This is a genomic window from Streptomyces sp. NPDC048018, assembly GCF_043202995.1.
Classification (GTDB): Bacteria; Actinomycetota; Actinomycetes; order Streptomycetales; family Streptomycetaceae; genus Streptomyces.
On record NZ_JBIDBK010000002.1, the window covers coordinates 112706 to 138635 of the forward strand.

At 71.2% G+C, this 25930-nt stretch carries 26 protein-coding genes; 8 read left to right on the top strand and 18 right to left on the bottom strand.

From position 1 onward, the window contains the following. Positions 1–143: 143 nt before the first annotated feature. From ACGF1Z_RS06370 to ACGF1Z_RS06410, 9 genes are all read right to left on the bottom strand, one after another. Positions 144–482, bottom strand: coding sequence for a metal-sulfur cluster assembly factor (locus tag ACGF1Z_RS06370; protein WP_352186260.1), 339 nt, complete (start codon positions 480–482; stop codon positions 144–146). Continuing rightward, positions 479–943: a Fe-S cluster assembly sulfur transfer protein SufU gene (gene sufU, locus ACGF1Z_RS06375; RefSeq protein ID WP_393000587.1), complete on the bottom strand. Its 465-nt coding sequence runs from the start codon at positions 941–943 to the stop codon at positions 479–481. Before sufU ends, ACGF1Z_RS06370 begins: the two co-directional genes overlap by 4 nt. A 12-nt stretch (positions 944–955) precedes the next feature. Next, positions 956–2224: a cysteine desulfurase gene (locus ACGF1Z_RS06380; RefSeq protein WP_393000589.1), complete on the bottom strand. Its 1269-nt coding sequence runs from the start codon at positions 2222–2224 to the stop codon at positions 956–958. After that, positions 2221–2985: a Fe-S cluster assembly ATPase SufC gene (sufC, locus tag ACGF1Z_RS06385; RefSeq protein WP_393000591.1), complete on the bottom strand. Its 765-nt coding sequence runs from the start codon at positions 2983–2985 to the stop codon at positions 2221–2223. The genes ACGF1Z_RS06380 and sufC overlap by 4 nt, the downstream gene beginning before the upstream one ends. A gap of 7 nt (positions 2986–2992) precedes the next feature. After that, positions 2993–3310 carry a bifunctional 3-phenylpropionate/cinnamic acid dioxygenase ferredoxin subunit gene (locus ACGF1Z_RS06390; protein ID WP_393000593.1) on the bottom strand — a complete coding sequence of 106 codons (318 nt, stop codon included), beginning with the start codon at positions 3308–3310 and terminating at the stop codon, positions 2993–2995. Continuing rightward, the gene (gene sufD, locus ACGF1Z_RS06395; RefSeq protein ID WP_393000595.1) at positions 3310–4491 is read right to left on the bottom strand and encodes a Fe-S cluster assembly protein SufD; all 1182 of its coding nucleotides are present in this window, start codon (positions 4489–4491) and stop codon (positions 3310–3312) included. The genes ACGF1Z_RS06390 and sufD overlap by 1 nt, the downstream gene beginning before the upstream one ends. 68 nt (positions 4492–4559) lie before the next feature. Beyond that, complete coding sequence (gene sufB, locus ACGF1Z_RS06400; RefSeq protein WP_365341525.1) at positions 4560–5975, bottom strand: Fe-S cluster assembly protein SufB; 1416 nt, start codon at positions 5973–5975, stop codon at positions 4560–4562. After that, positions 5972–6700: a helix-turn-helix transcriptional regulator gene (locus ACGF1Z_RS06405; protein ID WP_393000597.1), complete on the bottom strand. Its 729-nt coding sequence runs from the start codon at positions 6698–6700 to the stop codon at positions 5972–5974. Before ACGF1Z_RS06405 ends, sufB begins: the two co-directional genes overlap by 4 nt. Before the next feature lie 147 nt (positions 6701–6847). After that, positions 6848–7612, bottom strand: a complete 765-nt coding sequence (locus tag ACGF1Z_RS06410) for a DUF72 domain-containing protein (protein WP_393000599.1) — start codon at positions 7610–7612, stop codon at positions 6848–6850. Positions 7613–7699: 87 nt separating this feature from the next. Here ACGF1Z_RS06410 and ACGF1Z_RS06415 point away from each other — a divergent pair, with 87 nt between their 5' ends. The 3 genes from ACGF1Z_RS06415 to ACGF1Z_RS06425 all read left to right on the top strand — a co-directional run bounded on the left by ACGF1Z_RS06415 (position 7700) and on the right by ACGF1Z_RS06425 (position 10452). Continuing rightward, positions 7700–8635: an ABC transporter ATP-binding protein gene (locus ACGF1Z_RS06415; RefSeq protein WP_393000601.1), complete on the top strand. Its 936-nt coding sequence runs from the start codon at positions 7700–7702 to the stop codon at positions 8633–8635. Continuing rightward, positions 8632–9396: an ABC transporter permease gene (locus ACGF1Z_RS06420; protein WP_393000603.1), complete on the top strand. Its 765-nt coding sequence runs from the start codon at positions 8632–8634 to the stop codon at positions 9394–9396. The genes ACGF1Z_RS06415 and ACGF1Z_RS06420 overlap by 4 nt, the downstream gene beginning before the upstream one ends. Before the next feature lie 87 nt (positions 9397–9483). Continuing rightward, positions 9484–10452, top strand: coding sequence for a heme A synthase (locus ACGF1Z_RS06425; RefSeq protein WP_393000605.1), 969 nt, complete (start codon positions 9484–9486; stop codon positions 10450–10452). Between the two features lie 85 nt (positions 10453–10537). Here ACGF1Z_RS06425 and ACGF1Z_RS06430 read toward each other — a convergent pair whose 3' ends face one another. The 3 genes from ACGF1Z_RS06430 to ACGF1Z_RS06440 form a co-directional block, all read right to left on the bottom strand. Continuing rightward, entirely contained in the window at positions 10538–11617 is a 1080-nt protein-coding gene (locus ACGF1Z_RS06430; protein WP_393000607.1) for an amidohydrolase, read from the bottom strand. A gap of 87 nt (positions 11618–11704) precedes the next feature. Then, on the bottom strand, positions 11705–12025 hold the full coding sequence (locus ACGF1Z_RS06435) for a hypothetical protein (protein ID WP_393000609.1): 321 nt from the start codon (positions 12023–12025) through the stop codon (positions 11705–11707). A 101-nt stretch (positions 12026–12126) separates the two neighbouring features. Beyond that, entirely contained in the window at positions 12127–13080 is a 954-nt protein-coding gene (locus ACGF1Z_RS06440; RefSeq protein ID WP_393000611.1) for a heme o synthase, read from the bottom strand. Positions 13081–13412: 332 nt separating this feature from the next. Between ACGF1Z_RS06440 and tkt the strand changes: the two genes are divergently transcribed. Genes tkt through pgl form a run of 5 tightly spaced genes read left to right on the top strand, consistent with a single transcriptional unit; the run spans position 13413 to position 20057 of the window. After that, positions 13413–15497, top strand: a complete 2085-nt coding sequence (gene tkt / locus ACGF1Z_RS06445; protein WP_393000613.1) for a transketolase — start codon at positions 13413–13415, stop codon at positions 15495–15497. 36 nt (positions 15498–15533) lie between these two features. Then, entirely contained in the window at positions 15534–16652 is a 1119-nt protein-coding gene (gene tal, locus ACGF1Z_RS06450; protein ID WP_393000615.1) for a transaldolase, read from the top strand. Between the two features lie 5 nt (positions 16653–16657). After that, on the top strand, positions 16658–18190 hold the full coding sequence (zwf, locus tag ACGF1Z_RS06455) for a glucose-6-phosphate dehydrogenase (RefSeq protein WP_393000617.1): 1533 nt from the start codon (positions 16658–16660) through the stop codon (positions 18188–18190). Then, on the top strand, positions 18187–19278 hold the full coding sequence (gene opcA / locus ACGF1Z_RS06460) for a glucose-6-phosphate dehydrogenase assembly protein OpcA (protein WP_393000619.1): 1092 nt from the start codon (positions 18187–18189) through the stop codon (positions 19276–19278). The genes zwf and opcA overlap by 4 nt, the downstream gene beginning before the upstream one ends. Continuing rightward, on the top strand, positions 19275–20057 hold the full coding sequence (pgl, locus tag ACGF1Z_RS06465) for a 6-phosphogluconolactonase (protein WP_393000621.1): 783 nt from the start codon (positions 19275–19277) through the stop codon (positions 20055–20057). Before opcA ends, pgl begins: the two co-directional genes overlap by 4 nt. A gap of 27 nt (positions 20058–20084) precedes the next feature. Here the strand turns inward: pgl and ACGF1Z_RS06470 are convergent, their stop codons facing one another. The 6 genes from ACGF1Z_RS06470 to tpiA form a co-directional block, all read right to left on the bottom strand. Further along, positions 20085–21614, bottom strand: a complete 1530-nt coding sequence (locus ACGF1Z_RS06470; RefSeq protein WP_393000623.1) for a PH domain-containing protein — start codon at positions 21612–21614, stop codon at positions 20085–20087. Next, positions 21611–22111 (bottom strand): PH domain-containing protein, encoded by a 501-nt coding sequence (locus tag ACGF1Z_RS06475; protein WP_393000625.1) that lies wholly within the window; start codon positions 22109–22111, stop codon positions 21611–21613. Before ACGF1Z_RS06475 ends, ACGF1Z_RS06470 begins: the two co-directional genes overlap by 4 nt. Before the next feature lie 5 nt (positions 22112–22116). After that, complete coding sequence (pgi, locus tag ACGF1Z_RS06480; protein ID WP_393002395.1) at positions 22117–23781, bottom strand: glucose-6-phosphate isomerase; 1665 nt, start codon at positions 23779–23781, stop codon at positions 22117–22119. Positions 23782–24402: 621 nt separating this feature from the next. Next, positions 24403–24738 carry an RNA polymerase-binding protein RbpA gene (locus ACGF1Z_RS06485; RefSeq protein ID WP_003957010.1) on the bottom strand — a complete coding sequence of 112 codons (336 nt, stop codon included), beginning with the start codon at positions 24736–24738 and terminating at the stop codon, positions 24403–24405. Between the two features lie 77 nt (positions 24739–24815). Next, positions 24816–25046, bottom strand: coding sequence for a preprotein translocase subunit SecG (gene secG, locus ACGF1Z_RS06490; protein ID WP_265866124.1), 231 nt, complete (start codon positions 25044–25046; stop codon positions 24816–24818). A 107-nt stretch (positions 25047–25153) separates the two neighbouring features. Further along, positions 25154–25930, bottom strand: a complete 777-nt coding sequence (tpiA, locus tag ACGF1Z_RS06495) for a triose-phosphate isomerase (protein ID WP_393000628.1) — start codon at positions 25928–25930, stop codon at positions 25154–25156.

A 25930-nucleotide genomic window follows, 5' to 3' on the forward strand; every position in this document is an offset into this window, starting at 1 on the left:
CCGCCCCCTTCCGGTCCCCCGGCGGCCGCCCGGCGGGGCCTCCGCGCGGGAGGCCGCCGGTCGCCGGTGGGTGCCCGCCCCTGCCGACGACGCGCGAAGGCCCCCGGTGCGCACACCGGGGGCCTTCGCGTACGCGGGCGGTCTCAGACGTTGAAGCCGAGCGCGCGGAGCTGCTCGCGGCCGTCGTCCGTGATCTTGTCCGGACCCCACGGCGGCATCCAGACCCAGTTGATCTTCAGCTCGCTGGCGATGCCGTCGGTGGCGGCCTTCGCCTGGTCCTCGATCACGTCGGTCAGCGGACAGGCCGCCGACGTCAGGGTCATGTCCAGCGTGACGACGTTGGAGTCGTCGATGTGGATGCCGTAGATCAGGCCGAGGTTGACGACGTCGATGCCCAGCTCGGGGTCGACGACGTCGTACAGCGCCTCGCGGATCTCTTCCTCGGAGGCCGGCTTCATCGTGGCCTCGGCGTTCTCGGTCATACGGACTTCCTCTCCGCGTCGGAGCCCAGCGCCTGGGCCGTCGCGTCCTTCCACGCCATCCAGCTGAGCAGCGCGCACTTCACCCGGGCGGGGTACTTCGAGACACCGGCGAACGCGACCGCGTCCTCCAGGATCTCCTCCATCGCGTCGTCCGGCTCGATCTGGCCCTTGGACTGCATCAGCTCCAGGAAGGTGCCCTGGATCTTCTGCGCCTCGGCCAGCTCCTTGCCGACGAGCAGCTCGTTGAGGACGGAGGCCGACGCCTGGCTGATGGAACAGCCCTGACCCTCGTACGACACGTCCGCGATGCGCTCGCCCTCGTACTTCACGCGGAGGGTGATCTCGTCGCCACAGGTCGGGTTGACGTGGTGCACCTCGGCGTCGCCGTCCCGCAAGCCCCGCCCGTGCGGGTGCTTGTAGTGGTCCAGGATGACGTCCTGGTACATCGAATCCAGCTTCACAGGTCAGCCGCCCTATCCGAAGAAGTTACGGACGTGCTCCAGGCCCGCGACCAGGGCGTCGACCTCGGCCGGAGTGGAGTACAGATAGAACGACGCTCGCGTGGTCGCGGGAATTCCGTACCGCAGGCACACCGGGCGGGCGCAGTGGTGCCCGACCCGGACCGCGATGCCCTCCTCGTCGAGGACCTGGCCCACGTCGTGCGGGTGGATGTCCCCGAGGGTGAACGAGATCGCCGCGCCTCGGTCCTCGGCCGTGGTGGGGCCGATGATCCGCAGGTCCGGCACCTCCAGGAGGCGCTGGACGGCGTACTCGGTGATCGCGTGCTCGTGGCGCTGGATGTTTTCCATGCCGATCGCCGAGAGGTAGTCCACGGCCGCGCCGAGGCCGACGGCCTGGGCGATCGGGGGCGTACCCGCCTCGAACTTGTGCGGGGCCGGCGCGTAGGTGGAGGAGTGCATCGAGACCGTCTCGATCATCTCGCCGCCACCGAGGAACGGCGGCAGGTCCTCCAGGAGCTCCTGCCGTCCCCACAGCACGCCGATGCCGGTCGGGCCGCACATCTTGTGGCCGGTGAAGGCCACGAAGTCGGCCTGCAGTGCCTGCACGTCGAGCACCATGTGCGGCGCCGCCTGGGAGGCGTCGATGCAGACGAGCGCACCGACCTCCTGGGCGCGACGGATGATCGTCTCGACCGGGTTGATCGTGCCCAGCAGGTTCGAGACCAGCGTGAAGGAGACGATCTTGGTCTTCTCGGTGATGACCTCTTCGATGTTCGAGAGGTCGAGACGGCCGTCGTCGGTGAGACCGAACCACTTCAGCTTCGCGCCGGTGCGCTGCGCGAGCAGCTGCCACGGCACGATGTTGGAGTGGTGCTCCATCTCCGTGATGGCGATCTCGGTCTCGTGGTCCACGCGGTAGGGCTCGTCGGCCCAGCCCAGCATGTTGGCCACGAGGTTGAGCGACTCGGAGGCGTTCTTGGTGAAGATCACCTCGTCGCGGCTCGGCGCGTTGATGAAGGCGGCGACCTTGTCGCGGGCACCCTCGTACAGCGCGGTGGCCTCCTCGGCGACCGTGTAGACGCCTCGGTGCACGTTCGCGTTGTGCCGCTCGTAGTACGTGTTGAGCGCGTCGAGGACCTGGCGAGGCTTCTGCGAGGTCGCCGCGGAGTCCAGGTACACGATCTTCTTGCCGTCGTGGACCAGACGATCCAGCAGCGGGAAGTCCTTGCGGATCGCCTCGGTGTCGAGGAGGCCGGTCAGCCCCTGATGGGCGGAAGTCACGCGGATGCGCCACCCTTCACGTACTTGTCGTAGCCCTCGTTCTCCAGCTGGTCGGCGAGCTCGGCACCGCCGGACTCGACGATGCGGCCGTTCGCGAAGACGTGCACGAAGTCGGGCTTGATGTAGCGGAGGATCCGCGTGTAGTGGGTGATCAGCAGGGTGCCGACCTCACCGGTCTCGCGGACGCGGTTGACGCCCTCGGAGACGATGCGCAGCGCGTCGACGTCGAGGCCGGAGTCGGTCTCGTCGAGGATGGCGATCCGCGGCTTGAGCAGTTCGAGCTGGAGGATCTCGTGGCGCTTCTTCTCACCGCCGGAGAAGCCCTCGTTGACGTTGCGCTCGGCGAAGGCCGGGTCCATCTGGAGCTGCTCCATGGCCTCCTTGACCTCCTTCACCCAGGTGCGCAGCTTGGGGGCCTCGCCGCGGACGGCGGTGGCGGAGGTGCGCAGGAAGTTGGAGACCGAGACACCCGGGACCTCGACCGGGTACTGCATGGCCAGGAAGACACCGGCGCGGGCGCGCTCGTCGACCGACATCTCCAGGACGTCCTCACCGTCGAGGGTGACGGTGCCGCCGGTGATCGTGTACTTCGGGTGGCCGGCCAGCGAGTACGCCAGGGTCGACTTGCCGGAGCCGTTCGGGCCCATGACGGCGTGGGTCTCGCCCTGCTTGATGGTCAGGTCGACACCCTTGAGGATCTCACGCGGACCGTTCTCGGCCTCGACGGAGACGTGCAGGTCGTGGATTTCAAGCGTTGCCATGGGTGACTCAGGACTCCTGGGTGACGGAGACGAGCACATCGTCCCCTTCGATGTTTACGGGGTATACGGGGACGGGGCGCGTCGCGGGAAGGCCGGACGGCTTGCCGGTGCGGAGGTCGAAGCTGGAGCCGTGGAGCCAGCACTCGATGGCGCAGTCCTCGACCTCGCCCTCCGACAGGGAGACGTTCGCGTGCGAGCAGATGTCGTTGATCGCGAACACCTCGCCGTCGGTCCGGACGACGGACACCGGCGTGCCGTCGACCTCGACCCGCCTGGGGGTGTCGGTCTCCAGCTCGCTCAGCGCGCAGACGCGGACGAAGGCCATCAGACGGACGCCTCCAGCTCGGCCTCGATCTTGGCGATGAGGCGCTCCTCGACGTCCGGCAGCCCGATCTGCTGGACCAGCTCGGCGAAGAAGCCGCGGACGACGAGGCGGCGGGCCTCGGCGGCCGGGATGCCGCGCGACATCAGGTAGAAGAGCTGCTCGTCGTCGAAGCGGCCGGTGGCGGAGGCGTGGCCGGCGCCGGCGATCTCACCGGTCTCGATCTCCAGGTTGGGCACCGAGTCGACCCGGGCACCGTCGGTGAGGACCAGGTTCCGGTTGAGCTCGTAGGTGTCGGTGCCCTCGGCCTTGGCCTCGATGAGGACGTCGCCGATCCACACGGCGTGCGCGCCCTCGCCCTGCAGCGCGCCCTTGTAGGCCACGTTGGACTTGCAGTGCGGGACGTTGTGGGTGACCAGGAGGCGGTGCTCCTGGTGCTGCCCGGCGTCGGTGAAGTACAGGCCGAAGAGCTCGGCCTCGCCGCCGGGGGCCGCGTAGGTGACGCGCGGGTGGATGCGGACCACGTCGCCGCCGAAGGTCACCACGACGGACTTGAAGGAGGCGTCGCGGCCGACCAGCGCGTTCTGCTGGGCGACGTGGACGGCCTTCTCGTCCCAGTCCTGGACGGAGACCACGGTGAGCTTGGCGCCGTCGCCGAGCACGTAGTCGACGTTGGCGGCGAGCACCGCGTCGCCGGTGTGGTCGATGACCACGACGGCCTCGGCGAAGGCGCCGAGCTCGATCACCTGGTGGCCGAAGGCGACGCCGCCCTCGCCGTGCACGGCGATGCGGATCGGCTCGCTGAGCACGGCCTCCTTGGCGACGGTGACGACCGAGGCCTTCTCGAAGGAGGAGTACGCCTGGGCGGCGACCCGGTCGACCGGCGTGCCGGCCTTGCCGAGGCGCGCGTCGTCACGGCCGACGGTCTCCACGGTGACGCCCTCGGGGGCCTCGACCTCGACGCGGACGCCCTCGCCGGTGGCGACGGCGGTGCCGTCGTGCAGACCGCGGAGCCGCTCCAGCGGGGTGAAGCGCCACTCCTCCTCGCGGCCGTGCGGCACGGGGAAGTCCGCGACGTCGAAGGACGGCGGGGCGCTCATGCGGGTGGCGACGGTGGACTCGGCGGCCACCGCGATCGAGCCGGCGGTGGTGGAGCCCGCCGGGATGTTCTGAGCCTCAGCCATGGCTGTCGTGTTGCTCTCTTCCTGCGTCAAAAGGAGATCAGTCGCTGCGTTCGGGACGGGGTCGGTGCTCAGCCGACCGCGCCTTCCATCTGCAGCTCGATCAGCCGGTTCAGCTCCAGCGCGTACTCCATGGGCAGCTCCTTCGCGATGGGCTCGACGAAGCCGCGGACGATCATGGCCATCGCCTCGAACTCGGTGAGGCCACGGCTCATCAGGTAGAAGAGCTGGTCCTCGGAGACCTTGGAGACGGTGGCCTCGTGGCCCATGGAGACGTCGTCCTCGCGGACGTCCACGTACGGGTACGTGTCCGAGCGGGAGATCGTGTCGACGAGCAGGGCGTCGCAGAGCACGTTGGACTTGGCGCCCGGGGCACCCTCGCCGATCTCGATGAGACCGCGGTAGGAGGTGCGGCCGCCGCCTCGCGCCACCGACTTGGAGACGATGTTGGAGGAGGTGTTCGGGGCCATGTGGACCATCTTGGCGCCCGCGTCCTGGTGCTGACCCTCGCCCGCGAAGGCGATGGAGAGCGTCTCGCCCTTGGCGTGCTCGCCCATCAGGTAGACGGCCGGGTACTTCATGGTGACCTTGGAGCCGATGTTGCCGTCGACCCACTCCATGGTGGCGCCCTCGTACGCGACGGCGCGCTTGGTCACCAGGTTGTAGACGTTGTTCGACCAGTTCTGGATCGTCGTGTAGCGGCAGCGGCCGCCCTTCTTCACGATGATCTCGACGACCGCGGAGTGCAGCGAGTCGGAGGAGTAGATCGGGGCGGTGCAGCCCTCGACGTAGTGGACGTAGGCGTCCTCGTCGACGATGATCAGCGTCCGCTCGAACTGGCCCATGTTCTCCGTGTTGATACGGAAGTAGGCCTGCAGGGGGATCTCGACGTGCACGCCCTTGGGGACGTAGATGAAGGATCCGCCGGACCACACGGCCGTGTTCAGGGAGGCGAACTTGTTGTCGCCGACCGGGATGACGGTGCCGAAGTACTCCTTGAAGAGCTCCTCGTGCTCCTTCAGCGCGGTGTCCGTGTCGACGAAGATGACGCCCTGCTCCTCCAGGTCCTCGCGGATCTGGTGGTAGACGACCTCGGACTCGTACTGGGCCGCGACACCGGCGACGAGGCGCTGCTTCTCCGCCTCCGGGATGCCGAGCTTGTCGTACGTGTTCTTGATGTCCTCCGGCAGGTCCTCCCAGGACTCGGCCTGCTTCTCGGTGGACCGCACGAAGTACTTGATGTTGTCGAAGTCGATGCCGGACAGGTCGGAGCCCCAGGTCGGCATGGGCTTCTTGCCGAAGAGCTTCAGACCCTTGAGCCGCAGCTTCAGCATCCACTCGGGCTCGTTCTTCTTCGAGGAGATGTCGCGGACGACGTCCTCGGAGAGGCCTCGCTTGGCGGCGGAGCCTGCCGCGTCCGAGTCGGCCCAGCCGTACTCGTACCGACCCAGGCCCTCGAGCTCGGGGTGGCTGATCTCGGTGGTCATGCGGGGTTCCTCCCGGCCGTGCTGGCAGATGCTGTGGATGAAGTGGTCTGTGGGGCGCCGTGCGGGATGAAGGTCGTACAGACGCCGTCACCATGCGCGATGGTGGCCAGGCGCTGGACGTGGGTCCCGAGGAGGCGGGAGAAGATCTCCGTCTCCGCCTCGCACAGCTGCGGGTACTGCTCGGCGACGTGGGCGACCGGGCAGTGGTGCTGGCAGAGCTGCTCGCCGACCGGCGCGTTCCGCGCAGTGGCAGCGTACCCGTCGGCGGTCAGCGCCTTGGCGAGGGCCTCGGTGCGCTGGTCCGGGTCGGCGGACTCGACGGCGGCGCGGTACGACTCGGCCTGCGCCTCGATCCGGTCGCGGGCGAAGGCGGCGACGGCCGCCTCTCCGCCGGCGTTGCGCTCGATCCAGCGCAGCGCCTCCACGGCCAGCGTGTCGTACGACTGGTCGAAGGCGTCCCGGCCGCAGTCGGTGAGCGCGAAGACCTTCGCCGGGCGGCCCCGGGTCCGGGCGCCGTAGACCCGCTTCTCGCGCGCTTCCACCACGTTGTCGGCGACCAGCGAGTCGAGGTGGCGGCGGACGGCGGCCTGGGTGAGGCCGAGCCGCTGGGCCAGGTCGGCGACGGTCGAGGGTCCGTGATCCAGGATGGAGCGCGCGACCCGGTTGCGCGTCGATCGCTCACCGGTCGCGAGTTCCTCCGCAGGAGCCTCACCGACGTTTTTCACAACGCCATTGTTGCGTAATTAATCGGGGACTGACAAGCGAGGCCGGCGCGGCGGGCGGTGCGGTACATCACGCAGGTAAGGCTTACCTGACCTGCGGAAACGATCATTCATGGGACGAATGACGCCTCTCTGACCAGCGGTTTCCGGCTACTCGGCGCGACCCGCCGGTGCCACTGCGGTACGCCCGCGGGCTCCCAGGACACGGACGAAAGATTCCGCGCCGCGTACGGCCGCGCCGCCCGTGTCGTTGTTGAAGAACACGAAGACCTCGTCCTGCTCGCGCCAGGTCCCGGCGAGCCGGTCGGCCCAGGTCAGCAGGGCCTGACGGCCGTACGAGGGCAAGGGCCGCGCCCGGCCCCCGTGCAGCCGCAGATACCCCCAGTCGGCCGTCCGCCACAGCGGGGCGACCGGCCGCGAGCCCCGGTCGGCCCAGCACAGCGCGGCACCGTGACCGGACAGCACCTCCGCGGTCCGCTCCGTCCACCACGAGTCGTGCCGCGGCTCGACCGCCACCCGCACCTCCGCCGGGAAGCAGCCGAGCACCGCGTCCAGGAGCCCGGCATCGGCCCGCAGCGTCGGCGGCAGCTGCAGCAGGACGGGGCCCAGCCGGCCGCCGAGGCCGTCCGCGCGGGACATCAGACGGCGGACCGGCTCCCCGGGGTCCTTCAGGCGCTTGACGTGGGTGAGGTACCGGCTGGCCTTGACCGCCATGACGAAGCCCTCCGGCGTCCGCTCCCGCCACGCGGCGAAGGTCGCGCGCTCGGGCAGCCGGTAGAACACGTTGTCGTTCTCGACCGCCGCGAAGCTCCGCGCGTACTCCTCCAGCCACAACCGTTGGGGCACGCCCTCCGGATACAGCACGCCCCGCCAGTCCCGGTACTGCCAGCCGGACGTGCCGACGAACACCGCCATACCGGGCGGATGCCCGCTCCGGCCGGATCCAGCCCCCGTCCGGGGCCGCGCGTCGGGGGGTCCCGGCGGGTCCTTAGACTTCCCGGCATGCGAAACGAGTCCGGCGAGTCCGTGGTCCGGGTCCGGGGCCTGGTCAAGCGGTACGGAACCAAGACCGCCGTCGACGGCCTCGACCTCGACGTCCGCGAGGGCACCGTCACCGCCGTCCTCGGACCCAACGGGGCGGGCAAGACGACCACCATCGAGAGCTGCGAGGGCTACCGGCGGCCGGACGCCGGCACCGTCCGCGTCCTCGGCCTCGACCCCCTCGCCGACGCCGCCGCCCTGCGGCCCCGGATCGGCGTGATGCTCCAGTCGGGCGGCGTCTACTCCGGCGCCCGCGCCGACGAGATGCTCCGCCACATGGCCCGGCTGCACGCCCACCCGCTGGACGTGGACGCGCTGGTCGAGCGCCTCGGCCTCGGCTCCTGCGGCCGCACCACCTACCGGCGCCTGTCCGGCGGCCAGCAGCAGCGCCTCTCGCTCGCCATGGCGGTCGTCGGCCGGCCCGAGCTGGTCTTCCTGGACGAGCCGACCGCCGGACTCGACCCGCAGGCCCGCCGCGCCACCTGGGAGCTGGTCCGCGAGCTGCGCGCCGACGGCGTGTCGGTCGTCCTGACCACCCACTTCATGAACGAGGCGGAGGACCTCGCCGACGACGTCGCCATCGTGGACGGCGGCCGGGTCGTCGCCCAGGGCAGCCCCGAGGAGCTGTGCCGCGGCGGCGCCGAGAACTCCCTGCGCTTCACCGGACGCCCCGGCCTCGACCTCGGTTCGCTGCTGAAGGCGCTGCCCGACGGCAGCTCCGCCGCCGAGCCGCTGCCCGGCAGCTACCGGATCACCGGCGAGGTCGGCCCCCAGCTGCTCGCCACCGTGACCAGCTGGTGCGCCCAGCACGGCGTGATGCCCGACCGGATCTCCGTCGAGCGCCACACCCTCGAAGACGTCTTCCTCGAACTGACCGGCAAGGAGCTGCGCGGATGAGCACGGGTACGTACGCGCCGAGGCCCGGGGCCGCACCGGTGGGGCGGATGATCGCCGCGCAGGCCGCCCTGGAGACCCGGATGCTGCTGCGCAACGGCGAGCAGCTGCTCCTCACGGTGATCATCCCCTCGCTCCTGCTGGTGCTCTTCTCGACGGTGGACATCGTCGACACCGGCGCCGGCGAGGCCGTCGACTTCCTCGCCCCGGGCGTCCTCGCGCTCGCCGTGATGTCCACCGCCTTCACCGGGCAGGCGATCGCCACCGGCTTCGAGCGGCGCTACGGGGTGCTCAAGCGGCTCGCCGCCTCGCCGCTGCCGCGCTGGGCGCTGATGAGCGCCAAGACCCTGGCGGTGCTCGTCACCGAGGTGCTCCAGGTGGCGCTCCTGACCGTGATCGCCCTGGCGCTCGGCTGGTCACCGCACGGCAACCCGCTCTCGGTGGCCGTACTGCTCGTCCTCGGCACGGCGGCGTTCTCCGGGCTCGGTCTGCTGATGGCCGGCACCCTCAGGGCGGAGGCCACGCTGGCCGCCGCCAACCTGGTCTTCCTGCTGCTGCTCGTCGGCGGCGGCGTGATGGTGCCGCTGGAGAAGTTCGGCGCCGCGGGGGACGTGCTCGCGTACCTGCCGATCTCCGCGCTCTCCGGCGGGCTGCGGGACGTGCTGCAGCACGGCGCCGCGATGCCGTGGGGCGACGCGCTGGTCCTCGCGGTCTGGGCGGTGCTCGGCCTCGGCGCGGCGGCGCGGTTCTTCCGCTGGGAGTGACGCCGGGAGTAGCGGACCGGTGACGTTTCGGGGTGACTCGCCCCGTAAGCACCCCCTCGTGAAAGCGTGCACAAGGCCCCGCCTACGATGTGGACCGTGCAGACCCCCCTCGCCTTCATCGCCCAGCGCTGGACCCCCTCCCTCCGGGTCGTCCGGCGTGCCGCGCTCTCCGCCGTCGTGATGAGCGTCGTCATCATCGTCACCGGCGGCGCGGTCCGGCTGACCGGCTCCGGTCTCGGCTGCGACACCTGGCCCAAGTGCACGGACGACAGCCTCATCGTCACCGCCGAGCAGGGCTTCCACGGCCTGGTCGAGTTCGGCAACCGGATGCTGACCTACGTCCTGTCGGCCGCGGTCGGCTGGGCGATCGTCGCCGCCCGGTCCGCCAAGCCCCGCCGCCGCCCGCTCACCCGGCTCGCCTGGGCGCAGTTCTGGATGGTGATGAGCAACGCCGTCATCGGCGGCGTCACCGTCTGGATGGGCCTCAACCCGTGGACCGTGGCCGGCCACTTCCTCGCCGCCAACGCACTGCTCACGGTGGCCGTGATCACCTGGCACCGCACCGCCGAGGCGGACACCGCCCCGAAGCCGCGGGTCCCGGGACCGGTGCGCAAGCTGTCCTGGGCCATCACCGGAGTCTCCGCGCTGCTCATCGCGCTCGGTACGACCGTGACCGGCGCCGGCAAGCACGCCGGCGACAGCAGCGACGTGCCGCGCATGCCCTGGGACTGGACCGACGCGGCACACGTCCACGCCGTCGCCGCCTGGGTGGTCTGCGCCCTGGCCCTCGCGATGTGGCTGGTCCTGCGGGTGGTGGACGCCCCGGACGACACCCGGGCCCGCGCCCGCGAGCTGCTGATCGTGCTGCTCGCGCAGGGTGCCATCGGCTACGTCCAGTACTTCACGGGCGTCCCCGAACTGATGGTCGCCGCGCACATGCTCGGCTCGGCGCTCCTGTGGATCGCCGTGCTGCGCCTCGCCCTGAGCCTGCGCGAGCGCCCGGCGGCCACGGCCGCCGTCCCGGCCCAGCCGGACGCCGCACTCGCCAAGGCCTGAGCGAAAACCGGCCGGGCCCGTCCCGCGCGCCGCGCTGCCGGCCCGGCCCCGGTCCGGCGTCGCGGCGGCCTGGACCGGGGAAGCGCTAGCCGAGCCGGTACACCCGCCGCGCGTTCCCCGCGGCGATCAGGCCGGCGACCCGCTGGGCGTCCGGCCGGGACCAGGAGCCGTCGCCGACCCACTCGCCGAGCACCCGGGCGAGCGCCCCGCGGAAGACGCTGGCCGCCACCACATGGAGCTCGGGCAGGCCGCGGGCGCCGCTGGAGAAGAGCAGCTTGCCGAAGGGGGCCAGCTCCAGGAACTCCGCCAGCACCGCGGCCGCCCTCGCCCCGGTGCGGGCGACGACCGGGCCCAGGTCCGCGTAGACGTGCGGGAAGTGCCCGGCGAGCCGGGCGGCCTGACGGTGGTACGGGTAGGCGTGCAGCAGCACCAGGTCGGCGCCGTGGCCGCCGGTGGCGGCCGCGAAGCCGGCCAGGGTGCCCGGGTCCCGCTCCCCCACGTGCAGCTGGAGCGGGCGACCCGCCCCGACCGCGACCCACAGCAGATGGCGCAGCAGCACCGGGTCGTCCAGTGCCTGGCCGGCCGTGCGCCGGGCCAGCCAGCGCCCCGCCGCGCCGCGCACCTCACCGGGTCCGGGCGGCTCGGGGACGGCCGTGAGCCCGCCCCGTGCCCCCGCCACCGAGGTGAAGGCGACGGCGCCCGCGGCGGCCCCGTGGACGGCCTCGGTGAGGTGGGCGAGGAAGGCGTCGACGGTGCCCGAGGTGTCGGCGACCTGCTGGGCGAGGGGTTCGAGCCGGACGATCTCGTGCGCGGCGGCGCCGCCCGTGGCGGCGAGCTCGGCGGGCCCGGTCAGATCGCCGGGCGGCCCGGTGTCGACCAGGTAGGTGGCGATGCCGGAGGCGCGCAGCAGCCGCCGCCCCGCTTCGAGGACGCCGAGTTCACGGCGCCGCGCGAGATAGCGGGCCGGCGGGCAGTGCGGTTCGAGGCCGAGGAGCGGCGGACACCAGCGGCGGACGGCGAAGCCGGCCTGGGTGTCGAAGAAGGTGGTGCCGGCGGCGGGTGGGGCCTCGGCCGGGGCGAGACGGGTCTCGAAGGTGCCGAGGCCGAGCTCCGTACGGAGCACCCCGTGGCAGTACTGGTCCACCAGGCTCGGAGTGTCGATCATTCGGGGGGCTCCCACGTGAGGACGGGCTTCACCGTTCCTAACGGGTGAGCCCCGCGTGAGGTTGTTGCCTCCGGAGCCCCGGCGGCGTCAGGCGTTGGCCGGGCCGCCGATCTGGATACCGGCCATCCGGGTCCACTCGTACGGGCCGGTGACGACCTTGGCGGCGAACTCGCCGTCGAACTCCTCGTGGAGCGTGAGACCGGCCTTCTCGGCGGCCGCTTCCGCGATCGCGTAGGTCGGGGCCACCAGGTCGCCCCAGCCGCCGTCCTCACCGACGAGGACGATGCGGGTGCCCGCCTGACCGATGTGGGCCAGCTGTCCCTCGGCGCCGCCGTGCTTCCCGGAGAAGGCCCTGATCTCCTTGGCCAGCTTGGCCGCCTTGCGCTCCGCCTGCTTCGTGTCTGCCATGGGAAAGAGCCTACTCGTGGGTAGATCCACTGGCGACGGCCGGGGCACGTGGCGTGGGCCACGCACCCCGGCCGCCGGCAGGGGAAGACGTCGTACGGGGGTCAGCGCAGGAAGGGGTCCACCGCGACCGCCACGAAGAGCAGCGAGACGTAGGTGATGGACCAGTGGAAGAGGCGCATCTCCTTGAGCTTCGCGCCCGTCACCTCGGACTTGGCCCGGTTGAGCAGCCCGTGCGCCTCCCAGAGCCACCAGCCGCCGGTCAGCAGCGCCACGGCGGTGTAGAACCAGCCGGTGTAGCCCAGCGGGGTGAGCAGCAGCGAGACCGCCACCATGACCCAGCTGTAGAGGACGATCTGCTTCGCGACGACCTTGTTGGAGGCGAGCACCGGGAGCATGGGGACGCCCACCCGCGCGTAGTCCTCCTTCACCTTCATCGACAGCGGCCAGTAGTGCGGCGGCGTCCAGAAGAAGATGACGAGGAAGAGGATGACGGCGGCCCAGGACATCGAGTTCGTGACCGCGGACCAGCCGATGAGCACCGGCATGCATCCGGCGATGCCGCCCCAGACGATGTTCTGGCTGGTGCGCCGCTTGAGGATCATCGTGTAGACGACCACGTAGAAGAGCAGCGCGCCGAGCGACAGCCAGGCGGACAGCCAGTTGACGAGCAGCCCGAACCAGAGCGTCGAGACCACCGCGAGGGTGATGCCGAAGACCAGTCCCTCGCGCGGCGAGACCATGCCGGTCACCAGCGGACGCTGGGAGGTGCGGTCCATCAGGGCGTCGATGTCGCGGTCGATGTACATGTTGAGGGCGTTGGCGCCGCCCGCGGACAGATAGCCGCCGAAGCAGGTGGCGAGCACCAGCCACAGGTCGGGCACGCCCTGTTCGGCGAGGAACATCACCGGAACGGTCGTGATGAGCAGCAGCTCGATGATCCGCGGCTTGGTCAGCGCCACGAACGCCTTGACGCGGGCCCCGAACGGCCTACGGCCCCCCGGGCTGGGAGTCAAGACGACCCCTGCGGGTCGGGACTCGACGGCCGTCACGCACACCCCTGACAGAGAATTTCCCAGCAAGCCACCCGGATGAGGACGGGGTGAAGACTTGCGCGTACCACGCCACTGTAGACGTTGCCCATAGCCCGATCTTCGCGGGGGTGGGGTCGTGTTGGCGGGGCTCGCCCGACGCGTGTCCCGAAGGGCGGACACCGGCCCCGCTCGCCTCGGGAGGCGAACTGCCACGCCCGGCGGCAGTCTTGCAGGGAGAGCGCTCATATGAGGGGCATGGACACGAAAAGAGGGGCGAATTCCAGGGGTAGGCTCGACATCGCCGGGACACCCTCAGTCACCGGCTCAAGACATGCGGAGAGGAGCCCTGACTCAGGGTGAGCACTAAGCCGACGACCACAGACCTCGAGTGGACCGAACTGGACCAGCGGGCCGTGGACACCGCCCGCATCCTGGCCGCCGACGCCGTTCAGAAGGTCGGAAACGGCCATCCCGGTACGGCCATGAGCCTCGCGCCCGCCGCCTACACCCTCTTCCAGAAGGTGATGCGGCACGACCCCGCCGACCCGGAGTGGGTGGGCCGCGACCGGTTCGTGCTCTCCGCCGGGCACTCGTCCCTGACCCTCTACACCCAGCTCTACCTGGGCGGCTTCGGTCTCGAGCTCGACGACCTGAAGACCTTCCGCACCTGGGGCTCGAAGACCCCGGGCCACCCGGAGTACGGCCACACGGCGGGTGTCGAGACGACGACCGGTCCGCTCGGCCAGGGCGTCGCGAACGCGGTGGGCATGGCGATGGCCGCCCGCTTCGAGCGCGGTCTGTTCGACCCCGAGGCCGCGCAGGGCACCTCTCCGTTCGACCACCACATCTACGTGATCGCCGGTGACGGCTGCCTCCAGGAGGGCATCTCCGCCGAGGCGTCCTCGCTCGCCGGGCACCAGAAGCTCGGCAACCTGATCCTGCTGTGGGACGACAACCACATCTCGATCGAGGGCGACACCGAGACCGCCGTGTCCGAGGACACGATGAAGCGGTACGAGGCGTACGGCTGGCACGTCCAGCGTGTGGAGCCGCAGGCCAACGGCGACCTGGACCCGGCCGCCCTGTACGCCGCGATCAAGGCCGCCGAGGCCGAGACGGAGCGCCCCTCCTTCATCGCGATGCGCTCGATCATCGCCTGGCCGGCCCCGAACGCCCAGAACACCGAGGCCGCCCACGGCTCGGCGCTCGGTGACGACGAGGTCGCGGCCACCAAGCGGGTGCTCGGCTTCGACCCGGAGCAGTCCTTCGAGGTCTCCGACGAGGTCATCGCGCACACCCGCGCCCTCGGCGACCGCGGCCGCGAGGCCCGCGCCGCGTGGGAGAAGTCGCTGGCCGAGTGGCGCACCGCCAACCCGGAGCGGGCGGCCGAGTTCGACCGCATCGAGGCCAACGAGCTGCCGGCCGGCTGGGCCGAGAAGCTCCCGGTCTTCGAGGCGGGCAAGAGCGTGGCGACCCGTGCCGCCTCCGGCAAGGTGCTGCAGGCGCTCGGCTCGGTGATCCCCGAGCTGTGGGGCGGCTCGGCCGACCTCGCCGGCTCGAACAACACCACGATCGACAAGACGTCCTCCTTCCTCCCGAAGGGCAACCCGCTGCCCGAGGCGGACCCGTACGGCCGGACGATCCACTTCGGCATCCGCGAGCACTCCATGGCCGCGGAGATGAACGGCATCGCCCTGCACGGCAACACCCGCGTGTACGGCGGCACCTTCCTGGTGTTCTCCGACTACATGCGCAACGCGGTGCGCCTCTCCGCGCTGATGCACCTGCCGGTGACGTACGTCTGGACGCACGACTCGATCGGTCTCGGCGAGGACGGCCCGACCCACCAGCCGGTGGAGCACCTGGCCTCCCTGCGCGCGATCCCGGGCCTCACGGTCGTCCGCCCGGCCGACGCCAACGAGACGGCGATCGCCTGGCGCGAGATCACCCAGCGCCACACGAAGGAGTTCGGCAAGGGCACCCCGATCGGTCTGGCGCTCACCCGTCAGGGTGTCCCGACCTACGCGCCGAACGAGGACGCGGCCAAGGGCGGCTACGTGCTGTTCGACGCCGACGGCGACGCGCAGGTGGTGCTGATCGCCACCGGTTCCGAGGTGCACCTGGCCGTCGAGGCCCGGGAGCAGCTGCAGGCGGCCGGCGTCCCGACCCGTGTGGTCTCGATGCCGTCGGTGGAGTGGTTCGAGGAGCAGGGGCAGGAGTACAAGGACGCCGTCCTGCCGCCGTCGGTCAGGGCGCGGGTCGCGGTCGAGGCCGGCATCGGTCTGACCTGGCACAGGTACGTCGGCGACGCGGGCCGGATCGTCTCGCTGGAGCACTTCGGTGCCTCGGCCGACGCCAAGGTCCTGTTCCGCGAGTTCGGGTTCACGCCGGAGGCGATCGTCGCCGCCGCGCGGGAATCCCTCGACGCCGCCGCGCGCTGACGCACATACGTACGACTTAATGGAGATGCAACTCTCATGACAGACGCTCTCAAGCGCCTCTCCGACGAAGGCGTCGCGATCTGGCTGGACGACCTCTCGCGCAAGCGGATCACGTCCGGCAATCTGGCCGAGCTCATCGACCAGAGCCATGTGGTGGGCGTGACCACCAACCCGTCCATCTTCCAGAAGGCGATCTCCTCGGGTGACGGCTACGAGCAGCAGCTCGTCGACCTGGCCGCCCGCAAGGTGACCGTGGACGAGGCCATCCGGATGATCACGACGGCTGACGTGAGGGACGCCGCCGACATCCTGCGTCCCGTCTTCGACGCGACGCAGGGCCAGGACGGCCGGGTCTCCATCGAGGTCGACCCCCGGCTCGCCCACGACACGGCGGCCACCATCGCCGAGGCCAAGCAGCTGGCCTGGCTGGTGGACCGTCCGAACACGCTGATCAAGATCCCGGCCACCAAGGCGGGTCTGCCGGCGATCACCGAGGTCATCGGTCTCGGCATCAGCGTCAACGTGACGCTGATCTTCTCCCTCGAGCGCTACCGCGCGGTGATGGACGCCTACCTGGCCGGTCTGGAGAAGGCGCGCGAGCGCGGCCTGGACCTGTCGAAGATCCACTCCGTCGCGTCCTTCTTCGTGTCCCGCGTGGACACCGAGATCGACAAGCGCCTGGACGCCATCGGGACCGACGAGGCCAAGGCCCTCAAGGGCAAGGCGGCCCTCGCCAACGCGCGCCTGGCCTACCAGGCGTACGAGGAGGTCTTCGGCTCGGAGCGCTGGGCCGCCCTGGACAAGGCGCAGGCCAACAAGCAGCGTCCGCTGTGGGCCTCGACCGGCGTGAAGGACCCGGCCTACAAGGACACCCTGTACGTGGTGGACCTGGTCGCCCCGAACACCGTGAACACCATGCCGGAGGCGACCCTGGACGCCACCGCCGACCACGGCGAGGTCTCCGGCGACACCATCCACGGCACGTACGACGAGTCCCGTTCGCTCCTCGACGACGTGGCCGCGCTGGGCGTGTCGTACGACGACGTCGTCCAGCTCCTGGAGGACGAGGGCGTCGACAAGTTCGAGGCGTCCTGGAACGACCTGCTGAAGTCGACCGAGGCGGAGCTCGCCCGCCGCGCACCCTCGGAGGGTTAGTCACCTTGAGCGCAGTCACCGGAGCCAACCCGCTCCGTGACGCCGCAGACCGACGGCTCCCGCGCATCGCGGGGCCGTCGGGTCTGGTGATCTTCGGTGTCACGGGCGATTTGTCCCGTAAGAAGCTGATGCCTGCCGTCTACGACCTCGCCAACCGGGGTCTGCTGCCGCCGGGCTTCTCGCTGATCGGTTTCGCCCGCCGTGAGTGGCAGGACGAGGACTTCGCGCAGGAGGTCCACGACGCCGTCAAGCAGCACGCCCGCACCCCGTTCCGCGAGGAGGTGTGGCAGCAGCTGATCCAGGGGATGCGCTTCGTCCAGGGCGACTTCGACGACGACGACGCCTTCGAGCAGCTGAAGGCCACCATCGAGGAGCTGGACAAGGCGCAGGGCACCGGCGGCAACTTCGCGTTCTACCTCTCGGTGCCGCCGAAGTTCTTCCCGCTCGTCGTCCAGCAGCTCAAGAAGCACGGCCTGGCCGACCAGAAGAACGGCTCCTGGCGCCGTGCGGTCATCGAGAAGCCCTTCGGCCACAACCTCGCCTCGGCCAAGGAGCTGAACGAGGTCGTCCACGAGGTCTTCCCGCCCGAGGCGGTCTTCCGCATCGACCACTACCTCGGCAAGGAGACCGTCCAGAACATCCTGGCGCTCCGCTTCGCCAACACCCTCTTCGAGCCGATCTGGAACCGGTCGTACGTCGACCACGTGCAGATCACCATGGCCGAGGACATCGGCATCGGCGGCCGCGCCGGCTACTACGACGGCATCGGCGCCGCCCGTGACGTCATCCAGAACCACCTGCTCCAGTTGCTCGCGCTGACCGCGATGGAGGAGCCCGCCTCCTTCGGCGCCGACGCGCTCGCCGCGGAGAAGACCAAGGTGCTCGGCGCGGTGAAGCTGCCGAAGGACCTGGCGAAGTCGACGGTCCGCGGCCAGTACGCGGCCGGGTGGCAGGGCGGCGAGAAGGCCGTCGGCTATCTGCAGGAAGACGGCATCGACCCGCAGTCGAAGACCGACACCTTCGCGGCGATCAAGCTGGAGATCGACAACCGCCGCTGGGCGGGCGTCCCCTTCTACCTGCGCACCGGCAAGCGGCTCGGCCGCCGCGTCACCGAGATCGCGGTGGTCTTCCAGCGCGCGCCCCACTCCCCGTTCGACCACACCGCGACCGAGGAGCTCGGCCGCAACGCCATCGTCATCCGGGTCCAGCCGGACGAGGGCGTCACGGTGCGGTTCGGTTCGAAGGTTCCGGGCACGCAGATGGAGATCCGGGACGTCTCGATGGACTTCGCGTACGGCGAGTCCTTCACCGAGTCCAGCCCCGAGGCGTACGAGCGGCTCATCCTCGACGTCCTGCTCGGCGACTCCAACCTCTTCCCGCGCGTGGAGGAGGTCGAGCTGTCCTGGAAGATCCTCGACCCGATCGAGCAGTTCTGGGACGCGCACGGGAAGCCCGCGCAGTACGAGTCCGGGACCTGGGGTCCGGTCGAGGCGGACGAGATGCTCGCACGAGACGGCAGGAGCTGGCGCCGGCCATGAAGACCGACCTGACGGACACCACGTCCTCCAAGATCAACAAGGCGCTGGTGCTCGGGCGGCGGGCCATCGGCACCCCGGCCGTCGGCATGGTGCTCACCCTCGTCATCGTCACCGACGAGGAGAACGCCTACGACGCGCTCAAGGCGGCCAACGAGGCGTCCCGCGAGCACCCCTCGCGGACCCTCGTCGTCATCAAGCGGGTCTCGCGGACCCCGCGGGACCGCGCCAAGGCGCGGCTCGACGCCGAGGTCCGCCTCGGCGCCGACGCCAGCACCGGCGAGACGGTGGTGCTCCGGCTGTACGGCGAGGTCGTCGACCACGCCCAGTCGGTGGTCCTGCCGCTGCTGCTGCCGGACGCGCCCGTCGTCGTCTGGTGGCCGGTGAACGCGCCGACCGACCCGGCGAACGACCCGCTGGGCGCCCTCGCCCAGCGCCGTGTCACCGACACGTACGCCGCCGAGCAGCCCATCCATGAGCTGACCGCGCGCGCGGACGCGTACACCCCGGGCGACACGGACCTGTCGTGGACCCGGATCACCCCGTGGCGTTCGATGCTGGCCGCCGCGCTCGACCAGGTCGCCTGCGAGGTGACCTCGGCCGAGGTCGAGGGCGAGGAGTTCAACCCGAGCGTCGAGCTGCTCGCGATGTGGCTGGCCGACCGGCTCACCATTCCGGTGCGGCGTTCGAAGTCGGCCGGCCCCGGTCTCACCTCCGTGCGGCTGGAGACCAACACCGGGCCGATCGTGCTCGACCGGCCGGACGGCTCGCTCGCGACGCTCTCGATCATGGGACAGCCGGACCGGGCCGTGGCGCTCAAGCGCCGGGAGACGGCCGAGCTGATCGCGGAGGAGCTGCGCCGGCTCGACCCGGACGACACCTACGCCTCGGCGCTGCGCTTCGGCCTGGAGCGGCTCGACGAGGAGGCGGCCACCACCGCCCCCGCGATGCCCGCGCCGCAGGCCGGGGACGCCACCGAGGCCGGGGACGCCACCGAGGTCGAGGAGGTCGCCGGGGCCGGGGCGGAGGCCGAGGAGGCCCCCAAGCGGGCCGCCAGGAAGGCCCCGGCCAAGAAGGCGGCGGCCAAGTGAGCACCCCTCAGCTGGTCGTCCACCGCGACAAGGAACTGATGGCCGAGGCCGCCGCGGCCCGGCTGATCACCAAGATCGTCGACGCCCAGGCCGCCCGCGGCTCCGCCTCGATCGTGCTCACCGGCGGACGCAACGGCAACGGGCTGCTCGCTGCCCTGCGCGCGGCACCCGCCCGGGACGCGATCGACTGGACGCGGCTGGACCTGTGGTGGGGCGACGAGCGGTATCTGCCGTCCGGTGACCCGGAGCGCAATGTCACCCAGGCCCGCGAGGCGCTGCTCGACAGCGTGCCGCTGGACCCGGCACGGGTGCACGCGATGCCGGCCTCGGACGGTCCGCACGGCTCGGACGTGGACGCCGCGGCCGCGGCCTACGCGGCCGAGCTCGCCGCGGCGGCCGGTCCCGGCGACCATGGCGGGGTGCCGACCTTCGACGTGCTGATGCTGGGCGTCGGCCCGGACACGCACGTGGCCTCGCTCTTCCCGGAGCTCCCGGCGGTCCGCGAGACCGAGCTGACGGTGGTGGGCGTGCACGGCGCGCCGAAGCCGCCGCCGACCCGCGTCTCGCTGACGCTGCCGGCGATCCGCGCCGCGAAGGAGGTCTGGCTGCTCGCGGCCGGCGAGGACAAGGCGAAGGCCGCGGCCATCGCGCTGTCCGGCGCCGGCGAGGTGCAGGCCCCGGCGGCGGGCGCCTACGGGCGTTCGCGCACGCTGTGGCTGCTCGACGCGGCGGCCGCGTCGGAACTGCCGCGGAGCCTGTATCCGCCGGCCTCGGCCTGAGCCTCGGGCTCGTCCGGGAGGCCCGGTTCACCGCTCGGTGGACCGGGCCTCCGGCGTTTCCAGGAAGGGCGCGAGGAGACCCGGCACGGCCTCGGCGGCGAAGGCCAGGCCCTGGCTCTCGCCGGCGTCGTGGACGTCGTACGCGCCGTCTCCGGCGGCCGTCGTCGCGCTGAGCGTGAGCACTCCGGCGCGGCGCTGGAACCAGGACTGCCGCACGGTCCATCCGATGATCCCGTCCCGCCGCAGGGCCACGGTGGAGCGGCGGACGGTCCCCGAACGGGCCACCAGACAGGCACCGCTGATGCCGTGTCCGAGGCTGCGGTAGGCATCGCGGGCGAGCAGCAGGGCGACCGGGGTGAGCACCGCGCCGACACCGGCCGCGACGTACAGCAGCACGGGGGTGAGGCGGAGGCCGAGGACGGCGAGGAGGGCCGCCGGACCGAGCCCGGCCCACAGTGCCCGGCGCACCCGCCGGGCGAGGGCGGCACGGGGATGGGCGGCGAGCGGTGCCCCGAAGGGCGGTTCGGCCTCCTGCAGCACCCGGGCGGCGACCCGCAGGGCGACGGCCCGGGGCGCGGGCGGCAGCAGGTTCTTGAGGTCGCCGTGCCGGTCGTCGTCGTCCTGGGCGAGGCCGGTGGCCACGGCGTCGACGCGGGCGGCGTGCAGGAGGCGTACGCCGAGGGGCTCGACGAGCTCGACGCCGCGCAGCCGGCGTTCCTCCAGGGAGACGGAACGGGCGGTGAGCAGGCCGCGCCGGACCCGGAGCGTGCCGCCGGGTTCGCGCTCCAGGCGGTAGTCCCCCCACATCTCGATCCACAGCCCGAGGGCGCCGATCATCCCGGCGACGACGGCGAGCAGCGCCAGGTCGACGATCATCCACGGCAGGGACACGTCCTCGAACCGGTCGCCTATCCAGTGGATGACCTGCTTCTGCGCGCCGAACCAGTCGCTCACCTGCAGGACGGCACCGGCCGCGGCCCCGCCGAGCAGCGGGGCGACGAAGGAGACCGGGGCGTAGCGGATCCAGCGCGGGTCGAGCAGGGCGAGGACGCCGTCGTGCGCGGGGTCGGCCGACGGGCCGGCGGCGCGGGCGAGCAGGGTGCGGCGGAGGTGCTCACCCTCGGCCCGGGTGACCAGGTCGAGGGCGAGGGTGGACTCGCCGTCGGTGTGCTCGCCGGTGCCGATCCGCACCTTGACCAGGCCGAGGAGGCGTTCCAGCGGGTTCGCGGTGAGGTCGACGCTGCGGATGCGTTCGCGGGCCAGGGAGCGCCGTTTGACGACCAGCAGCCCGGTGTGGAGGTCGACCCGGTCGGGACCCACGCGGTAGCGGGTGCGGCGCAGCCGGACCAGGTCGGCGGCGCAGCCGCCGCCGACGATCAGGACGGCCCCGGCCAGGACCCAGGCGGCGGCCTGCCACAGCGGCCGGGAGCCGGAGGAGAGGCTGAGGAAGGCGGGGACCGCGGCGCCGCCGGCGACGCCGCACAGGACGGCGACGCCGGCGAGCAGGGTGCGCGGGGCGAGCCGCCGCCAGTCCTCCTCCGGCCCGGCGGTGCTCATGTCGCGTCCCCGGGGGTGGCCCGGGTGATCGCGGTGAGCCGTTCGGCGAGTCCGGCGGCGAGCTCGTGGTCGAGGCCCTCGATGCGGATCGCCCCCCTGGAGGAGGCCGTGGTCACCGTGACGGTGGCGAGCCGGAAGGCCCGTTCCAGTGGGCCGCGTACGGTGTCGACGGTCTGGATCCGGGACATGGGGGCGATCCGCCACTCCTGCCGGAGGGCTCCGGTACGGACGTACACGGCGTCGTCCGTGACCTCCCAGCGGTGCACCCGGAACCACCAGGCGGGGAGGAACGCGGTCGCGGCGAGCCCGAGCAGCGCCACCGCGGCGGCGGCACCCAGGAGCCAGGTCCTGGCCGGCCCGATGAAGGCGCCGAGCACCCCCAGGACGCCCGCCGGGACGGCGGTGGCGACCAGCAGCTGCACCCGCCACCAGCCGACGGCCCGCCGGTCGAGGGCGTTCCTGGGCGGGCGCAGCCGGACCGCGTTCTCCCCCGTCACCTCCCTCAGGCCTTTCGGTTCCGGCCACGCAGCGAGCGGTAGGCGGCGACGAGCCCCGCGGTGGAGGAGTCGAGCTGCTCGGCCCCCCGGCCCTCGGTCAGCACCGGCTCGATCTTCTTGGCGAGGACCTTGCCGAGCTCGACGCCCCACTGGTCGAAGGAGTCGATGTTCCAGACGGCGCCCTGGACGAAGACCTTGTGCTCGTACAGCGCGATGAGCTGGCCGAGCACGGACGGCGTCAGCGCGTCGGCCAGGATCGTGGTGGTGGGGTGGTTGCCCTGGAAGGTCTTGTGCGGGACGAGTTCCTCCGGGACGCCCTCGGCGCGGACCTCGTCGGGCGTCTTGCCGAAGGCGAGCGCCTGGGTCTGGGCGAAGAAGTTGGCCATGAGCAGGTCGTGCTGGGCGACCAGGCCGGGCTGCAGATCGGCGACGGGCTCGGCGAAGCCGATGAAGTCTGCCGGGATGACCTTGGTGCCCTGGTGGATCAACTGGTAGTAGGCGTGCTGGCCGTTGGTGCCGGGGGTGCCCCAGACGACGGGTCCGGTCTGCCAGTCGACCGGCTGTCCGTCGCGGGTGACGGACTTGCCGTTCGACTCCATGTCGAGCTGCTGGAGGTACGCGGTGAACTTCGACAGGTAGTGCGAGTACGGGAGCACCGCGTGCGACTGGGCGTCGAAGAAGGCGCCGTACCAGATGCCGAGGAGGCCGAGGAGCAGCGGCGCGTTCTCCTCGGGGGCGGCCGTGCGGAAGTGCTCGTCGACCAGGTGGAATCCGTCGAGCATCTCGCGGAAGGCGGCCGGCCCGACGGCGATCATCAGGGACAGCCCGATGGCGGAGTCGAAGGAGTAGCGGCCGCCGACCCAGTCCCAGAACCCGAACATGTTCGCCGTGTCGATGCCGAAGTCCTCGACCTTCCCGGCGTTGGTCGACAGGGCCACGAAGTGCTTGGCGACGGCCTCCTGACCGGCCCTCAGCTCGGTGAGGAGCCAGTTGCGGGCGGAGGTGGCGTTGGTGATCGTCTCGATGGTGGTGAAGGTCTTCGAGGCGACGACGAAGAGGGTCTCGGCGGCGTCGAGGTCGCGGACGGCCTCGTGCAGGTCGGCGCCGTCGACGTTGGAGACGAAACGGAACGTCAGGTCGCGCCGGGTGAAGGAGCGCAGGACCTCGTAGGCCATGGCGGGGCCGAGATCCGAGCCGCCGATACCGATGTTGACGATGTTCTTGATGGGCTTGCCGGTGTGGCCGGTCCACTCGCCGGCCCGGACCTTGTCGGCGAAGCCGGCCATCTTGTCGAGGACGGCGTGCACCTCGGGGACCACATCGACGCCGTCCACCTCGACGACCGCCCCGCGCGGGGCGCGCAGCGCGGTGTGGAGCACCGCGCGGTGCTCGGTGTTGTTGATCTTCTCGCCGCGGAACATGGCGTCGCGCAGCTCGGCGACCCCGGTGGCGGCCGCGAGTTCGCGCAGCAGCGCCAGGGTCTCGTCCGTCACCAGGTGCTTGGAGTAGTCCAGATACAGGTCGCCGACGCGCAGCGTGTAGTCGGTGCCGCGCCGTGCGTCGGCGGCGAACAGCTCGCGCAGGTGGGTGTCGCCCAGCTGCTCGCGGTGCTTGCCGAGGGCCGCCCACTCGGGCAGCTGGTTGAGCCTGGTACGTCCCGCGTTCGTCATCTCGACTTCGCCCATTTCTTCGTGTTTCTCCGTGTCCTGCGTGTGTGCCCCGCTGCACCTCCAACCTAATTGATGCGGTGTGTGAAACGTGTTCGGCGCCCGCCGCGGTGGCGGGCGGGGACGGCGTGCGGGTGCTCCAGGGAGGTCGGCGCGACGAGCGGATGCCGGGCCCCGGTCACCTTGAGCGCGAGGTCGACGACGGCGGTGCTGACGCCGGAGTGGGGGGATGATGACGAACAGGTCCTGGGACCGGGGCGTGGCGAGGGCGTACAGCCGGTCGGCGAGTCCCGGCGAGCGGGGGCCACGACGGTCGCCCCGTGACCGGGGACCCGCGGTCCCCGGCGGCCCGCACGGCCGGCGTCCACCCGACCTCCACGGCCGCCCCGACCGGCTTCCGGCACGGCGGCTTCGGCACCCGGCACCCGGTGCTGCCGATCCTCGACTGCCTCTACGCGCGCGTGGCGCAGCCGACCTCCTCGCGGGCGACGGCCGCCCTCGCGCTCACCGCGCGCAACGCCGACGGGCACGCGGGCAGCGGGCCGGAACGGCGAACGGGCGCCGCCCGCGAATCCGGTTCGCGGGCGGCGCCCGTTCCTCACGCTCTACGTCGTCACGCCGTGCTCAGATCTCGCCGCGGAGCTTGGCGAGCGCCTCGGCGAGGATCGCCTCGCCGTCCGCGTCGCTGCGCCGCTCCCGTACGTACGCGAGGTGCGTCTTGTAGGGCTCGGTGCGCGGCGGGTCCGGCGGGTTGTCCCGGTCCTGGCCGGCCGGGAAGCCACAGCGCGGGCAGTCCCAGGTGTCCGGAACCTGTGCGTCACTGGCGAAGCTCGGCTGCGTCTCGTGCCCGTTCGAGCACCAGAAGGAGATGCGGAGGCGCGGTGCCGACTCGCCCCGCTCGGCCTCCCCCATCGGCCCCGCTCCGACCCGGCTTCCCCGGATCGCGTTGCCACTTGCCACGGTCGTAACTCCCTGCGTGATGGTGCTCGAAGATGCCCCAGTCTACGTAAGGCCCAACGCGCGTCCAGTGATTGGAGTTACCCGTCCATCTTCATCAGCAGCCCAAGTACGACAATGCACGCGAACCACAGCAGACCGACCACCACGGTGATGCGGTCCAGGTTGCGCTCGGCGACCGAGGAGCCACCGACGGACGACTGCATGCCGCCACCGAACATGTCGGAGAGGCCGCCGCCCTTCCCCTTGTGCATCAGCACGAGCAGCATCAGCAGCGCACTGAAGACGATCAGGGCGATCGAGAACCCCATAACCACGGCTGGACCAACTTCCTCGGACTTATACGGACGGGGGCCGGACAGGGTACCTGCCCGACCCCCGCAAGGGTACGACGGATCGCGTCCGCCGCTCTACATCATCACTGGTCGCGGAAGCGCACGATCTTCACGAACTCGTCCGCGTCCAGCGAGGCACCGCCGACCAGCGCGCCGTCGATGTCGGCCTGGGCCATGATCTCGGCCACGTTGCCGCCCTTGACGGAGCCGCCGTACTGGATGCGGACCTTGTCGGCCAGCTCCTGCGAGTACAGCTCGGCGAGCTTGCCGCGGATCGCCGCGCAGACCTCCTGGGCGTCCTCGGCACCGCAGACCTTGCCGGTGCCGATGGCCCACACCGGCTCGTAGGCGATCACGACGGACTCGGCGTGCTCGGCCGGGACGTCCTTCAGGCCGCCCTCGACCTGGGCCAGGGTGTGCGGGACGGCGTTGCCGGCCTCGCGCACGTCCAGCTCCTCGCCGACGCAGAGGATCGGGGTCAGGCCGTGCTGGAAGGCCGCCTTCACCTTGGCGTTGCAGAGCTCGTCGGTCTCGGCGTGGTACTGGCGGCGCTCCGAGTGGCCGACGGCCACGAAGGCACACTTCAGCTTGGCCAGCATCGGGCCGGAGATCTCGCCGGTGTACGCGCCGGACTCGTGCGCCGAGAGGTCCTGGGCGCCGTACTTGATCTTCAGTTTGTCGCCGTCGACCAGGGTCTGCACGGAGCGCAGGTCGGTGAAGGGCACGAGGACCGCGACCTCCACGGCGTCGTGGTCCTTGTCGGTCAGCGCGAAGGCGAGCTTCTGGACGTGGGCGATGGCCTCGAGGTGGTTGAGGTTCATCTTCCAGTTGCCCGCCATCAGCGGGGTGCGGGTGCTCAT

What these genes read in the sequence shown, in the direction of transcription:
- sufD (WP_393000595.1), bottom strand. Translation starts at nt 4,491, where the DNA reads ATGGCTGAGGCTCAGAACATCCCGGCGGGCTCCACCACCGCCGGCTCG.
- ACGF1Z_RS06425 (WP_393000605.1), top strand. Translation starts at nt 9,484, where the DNA reads ATGTGGACCGTGCAGACCCCCCTCGCCTTCATCGCCCAGCGCTGGACC.
- sufB (WP_365341525.1), bottom strand. Translation starts at nt 5,975, where the DNA reads ATGACCACCGAGATCAGCCACCCCGAGCTCGAGGGCCTGGGTCGGTAC.
- ACGF1Z_RS06415 (WP_393000601.1), top strand. Translation starts at nt 7,700, where the DNA reads ATGCGAAACGAGTCCGGCGAGTCCGTGGTCCGGGTCCGGGGCCTGGTC.
- ACGF1Z_RS06470 (WP_393000623.1), bottom strand. Translation starts at nt 21,614, where the DNA reads ATGAGCACCGCCGGGCCGGAGGAGGACTGGCGGCGGCTCGCCCCGCGC.
- ACGF1Z_RS06430 (WP_393000607.1), bottom strand. Translation starts at nt 11,617, where the DNA reads ATGATCGACACTCCGAGCCTGGTGGACCAGTACTGCCACGGGGTGCTC.
- ACGF1Z_RS06410 (WP_393000599.1), bottom strand. Translation starts at nt 7,612, where the DNA reads ATGGCGGTGTTCGTCGGCACGTCCGGCTGGCAGTACCGGGACTGGCGG.
- tal (WP_393000615.1), top strand. Translation starts at nt 15,534, where the DNA reads ATGACAGACGCTCTCAAGCGCCTCTCCGACGAAGGCGTCGCGATCTGG.
- ACGF1Z_RS06370 (WP_352186260.1), bottom strand. Translation starts at nt 482, where the DNA reads ATGACCGAGAACGCCGAGGCCACGATGAAGCCGGCCTCCGAGGAAGAG.
- sufC (WP_393000591.1), bottom strand. Translation starts at nt 2,985, where the DNA reads ATGGCAACGCTTGAAATCCACGACCTGCACGTCTCCGTCGAGGCCGAG.
- ACGF1Z_RS06435 (WP_393000609.1), bottom strand. Translation starts at nt 12,025, where the DNA reads ATGGCAGACACGAAGCAGGCGGAGCGCAAGGCGGCCAAGCTGGCCAAG.
- ACGF1Z_RS06390 (WP_393000593.1), bottom strand. Translation starts at nt 3,310, where the DNA reads ATGGCCTTCGTCCGCGTCTGCGCGCTGAGCGAGCTGGAGACCGACACC.
- pgi (WP_393002395.1), bottom strand. Translation starts at nt 23,781, where the DNA reads ATGACGAACGCGGGACGTACCAGGCTCAACCAGCTGCCCGAGTGGGCG.
- tpiA (WP_393000628.1), bottom strand. Translation starts at nt 25,930, where the DNA reads ATGAGCACCCGCACCCCGCTGATGGCGGGCAACTGGAAGATGAACCTC.
- opcA (WP_393000619.1), top strand. Translation starts at nt 18,187, where the DNA reads ATGAAGACCGACCTGACGGACACCACGTCCTCCAAGATCAACAAGGCG.
- secG (WP_265866124.1), bottom strand. Translation starts at nt 25,046, where the DNA reads ATGGGGTTCTCGATCGCCCTGATCGTCTTCAGTGCGCTGCTGATGCTG.
- ACGF1Z_RS06420 (WP_393000603.1), top strand. Translation starts at nt 8,632, where the DNA reads ATGAGCACGGGTACGTACGCGCCGAGGCCCGGGGCCGCACCGGTGGGG.